This window comes from Micromonospora rosaria, from assembly GCF_001567585.1.
Classification (GTDB): domain Bacteria; phylum Actinomycetota; class Actinomycetes; order Mycobacteriales; family Micromonosporaceae; genus Micromonospora; species Micromonospora rosaria.
On the sequence record NZ_LRQV01000259.1, the window covers coordinates 1 to 3,561 of the forward strand.

At 72.1% G+C, this 3,561-nt stretch carries 3 protein-coding genes and 1 pseudogene; 1 reads left to right on the forward strand and 3 read right to left on the reverse strand.

What is annotated here, in order from left to right:
• The 3 genes from AWW66_RS31705 to pdhA form a co-directional block, all read right to left on the reverse strand.
• Window positions 1-445, reverse strand: a 445-nt coding sequence (locus AWW66_RS31705) for a biotin/lipoyl-containing protein (protein ID WP_425413319.1), incomplete at its 3' end; no start/stop codon positions are given.
• On the reverse strand, window positions 442-1,431 hold the full coding sequence (locus AWW66_RS31710) for an alpha-ketoacid dehydrogenase subunit beta (protein WP_067374402.1): 990 nt from the start codon (window positions 1,429-1,431) through the stop codon (window positions 442-444). The genes AWW66_RS31710 and AWW66_RS31705, both read right to left, overlap by 4 nt.
• Complete coding sequence (gene pdhA, locus AWW66_RS31715) at window positions 1,431-2,624, reverse strand: pyruvate dehydrogenase (acetyl-transferring) E1 component subunit alpha (protein WP_067374404.1); 1,194 nt, start codon at window positions 2,622-2,624, stop codon at window positions 1,431-1,433. Before pdhA ends, AWW66_RS31710 begins: the two co-directional genes overlap by 1 nt.
• Window positions 2,625-3,123: 499 nt before the next feature.
• Here pdhA and AWW66_RS31720 point away from each other — a divergent pair.
• A pseudogene (locus tag AWW66_RS31720) lies at window positions 3,124-3,561 on the forward strand (hypothetical protein); the annotation flags it as partial.

Consider the following 3,561-nt stretch of genomic DNA (forward strand, 5'->3'; position numbering starts at 1 on the left):
CCGCCGTGGTACGCGGGCCGTAGCCGACCAGCACGGCGGTCCGTCCGCCCGGGGCGGGGCCGCCGATCAGGCCCGGCTCGACCGCGCCCTCGCTCGGGGCCACCTCGACCGCCGCCAGCGCGGCCGGCGACGGGGTGGGCAGCGCGGCGTCCGGTGCGCCGGTGGTCGACTCCTCGATCGGGCCGGCGTCCGGGTCGGTGTCGATCGCGATGATCGGGGTACCGACCTCCACCGTGGTGCCCGCTTCGTGGAAGATCGACTGCACCCGCCCGGCCCACTTCGCCGGGATCTCCACGGCCGCCTTGGCCGTCTCCACCTCGACGATCGGCTGGTTCAGCTCGATGACGTCGCCGACCTTGACCAACCAGGCGAGGATCTCTCCCTCGGTCAGCCCCTCACCCAGGTCGGGCAGGTTGAACTCCTTGATCCGGGACACGTCGCTCACCAGCCGAAGGTGCGGTCGACGGCGTCGAGCACGCGGTCGAGGTCGGGCAGGTACTCCTCCTCCACCCGGGCGGCCGGGTAGGGGGTGTCGAAGCCGGTCACCCGCAGCACCGGGGACTCCAGCGAGTAGAAGCACTCCTCGGTGATCCGGGCCGCGATCTCCGCGCCCAGGCCCAGGTTGCCCGGCGCCTCGTGCACCACCACCGCGCGGCCGGTGCGTCGCACCGACTCGTACGCGGCGGTCAGGTCCAGCGGGGAGAGGGTCCGCAGGTCGACGACCTCCAGCTCCCGGCCGTCCTCGGCGGCGGCGGTCGCGGCGTCCAGGCAGGTCCGCACCATCGGCCCGTACGCCAGCAGGGTGGCGTGCGTGCCGGCCCGCGCCACCCGGGCGGAGTGCAACGGGTACGCCTCGGCCAGCGGGGCGTCCAGGTCGACCGGGCCCTTCTCCCAGTAGCGCCGCTTCGGCTCCAGGAAAACGATCGGGTCGTCCGAGGCGATCGCCTGCTGGATCATCACGTACGCGTCCTGCGGGTTGGCGCAGCTCACCACCTTCAGGCCGGCGGTGTGCGCGAAGTACGCCTCCGGCGACTCGGAGTGGTGCTCCACCGCCCCGATCCCGCCCCCGAAGGGGATCCGGATCACCATGGGGATGTTCAGCTTGCCCCGGGAGCGGTAGTGCATCTTCGCCACCTGGGACACGATCTGGTCGTACGCCGGGTAGACGAAGCCGTCGAACTGGATCTCGCAGACCGGCCGGTACCCCCGGACGGCCAGGCCGACCGCAGTGCCGATGATGCCGGACTCGGCCAGCGGGGTGTCGATCACCCGCTGGTCGCCGAAGTCCTTCTGGAGGCCGTCGGTGATCCGGAAGACGCCGCCGAGCTTGCCGACGTCCTCGCCCATGATGACGACCTTCGGGTCGTTCTCCAGGGCCCGGCGCAGACCGGTGTTGAGGGCCTTGCCGAGGGTGAGCGTCTCCGTGGCCATCAGTGGGCACTCCCCTCGAACGAGTCCAGGTACCGGGTGAACTGGGCACGCTGCGCGTCGAGTTCCGGCGAGCCGGTGGGGTAGACGTGGTCGAACATCGTCACCGGTTCCGGGTCGGGCATGGCGAGCACCCGCTCCCGCAGGTCCACCGCCTCGGTGCGGGCCTGCTCGTCGATCTCGGCGAAGAAGCCCTCGTCGGCGATCTGCTGCTGCTCCAGGAACGCCTTCATCCGGGCGATCGGGTCCTTGGCCTGCCAGGCCTCGACCTCGCTGGCGATCCGGTACCGGGTCGGGTCGTCGGAGGTGGTGTGCGCCCCCATCCGGTACGTGTACGCCTCGATCATGCTGGGGCCCTGGCCGAGCCGGGCGTTGTCCAGCGCGTGCCGGGTCACCGCGTACGTGGCCAGCACGTCGTTGCCGTCGACCCGGATGCCGGGGAAGCCGAACCCGGCGGCCCGCTGGTACAGCGGCACCCGGGTCTGCCGCTCCAGCGGCTCCGAGATGGCGTACTGGTTGTTCTGGCAGAAGAAGACCAGCGGGGCGTTGAAGACGCTGGCCCAGACGAACGCCTCGTTGACGTCGCCCTGGCTGCTGGCGCCGTCGCCGAAGTAGGCGATCACCGCCTCGCCGTCCTCGGTCCCGGTCTTGCCGTCCATGGTGACGCCCATGGCGTAGCCGGTCGCGTGCAGGGTCTGCGCCCCGATCACGATCGTGTACATGTTGAACTTGAACTCGTTCGGGTCCCAGCCGCCCTGGTCGACGCCGCGGAACAGGCCGAGCGGCATGATCGGGTCGATGCCCCGGCAGTAGAGCACCCCGTGCTCGCGGTAGGTCGGGAAGGCCATGTCCTGCGTGCGCAGCGCCCGCCCGGAGCCGACCTGCGCCGCCTCCTGACCGAGCAGGCTCGCCCACAGGCCCAGCTCGCCCTGCCGTTGCAGGGCCGTCGCCTCGGCGTCGAGCTTGCGCACCAGCACGAGGTCGCGGTACAGGCCGCGGTACTCCTCGTCGGTGAAGTCGACCCGATACTCGACGCCGTCCGGTCCGGTCACGGCGTCGATCCGCTCACCGGTGGGGGTGAGCAGTTGGACCAGATCTGTCGTGCCGTCGGCGCGCTTCCTGGTGCCGGTGCTCTTCCTGGACCGCGGTGCGGCCCGCGTACCGCGGGTGGTGACCCCGGGATCGCCCTTTGCCATGCGTCTCTCCCCTGTCGTGTCTGCGTCGGCAACGGGGGGTCACCCGGCCACGCAACTCGTGCGCCGGCCCGGCTGGCGCCGGTCCGGTCCTGGCTGCCGCGCCTGGCCCGGGTGGGGTTGCCGCGCGGCGTGAACCACGCTCGGGTGACGAGCCTGGCTCGGGAGCCGGCGTCTCAGCCGTGCCTGTCGCGAGGGTGCGCGGAGGTCACGGCTGCGTTGCCGTCGAGGTCCATATTCGCAGAGAGGTGAGCGGGCCCACAGTACGGCCGTCCCACGAGGCATTTACCGGCGCCTTAACGACCATTGCCGGCTTGCGGAACGGGGCTTGACACCCTCGGCGTGTCGACACGCTGTACGGGGCTGGTCAACCGAGCGTCACTGGTTCACGCTGATTGGTGCGGGATGGCACTGATCCGAGCAGTTTTCCGGTTTCGTGGTGTTCGGGTTCACCGGTCACCGGGCTGTCGTCGCCGCACCGCTGGTCCACGAGGGGGAAACGGTGTCCGAACGCGGTGGAAGATCCGGTGCGTCGCTGTCCGTCCGCCACCGTCCGGCCGGGTACCGCCGGGTGGTGGGCGCCCACCGGGCGGCCGGCCCGACCGGCCCGAGCCGGGGCTACCTGCTCACCGTCGCCCTGCTGGCCGGCACCGCGACGATGCCGATGCTCGCCGCCGTCAGCACCGGTTCCGCCACGATCGGCAGCACCGCCGTGCCCGACAGCGGCACGCCGTTCATGCCGACGCCGTCGGTCGGCCCGGTGGTGATCCCGATGCCGGTGGGCAGCCAGCCGGCCGCGTACCGGCCGTCCGGCGCGACGGCCACCCCCACGCCGCTCGTGCCCGACCCGGCCGAACCGGCCCCCGCCGACCCGCCGGGCCGGCCCGACGGTGAGGCGGACGCCGCCGCCTCGACCCGGCCCGCCCCCCACGCGCCGGCA

Excerpts from the sequence above, each read along its gene's own strand:
- AWW66_RS31710 (WP_067374402.1), bottom strand. The coding sequence starts at position 1,431 with ATGGCCACGGAGACGCTCACCCTCGGCAAGGCCCTCAACACCGGTCTG.
- pdhA (WP_067374404.1), bottom strand. The coding sequence starts at position 2,624 with ATGGCAAAGGGCGATCCCGGGGTCACCACCCGCGGTACGCGGGCCGCA.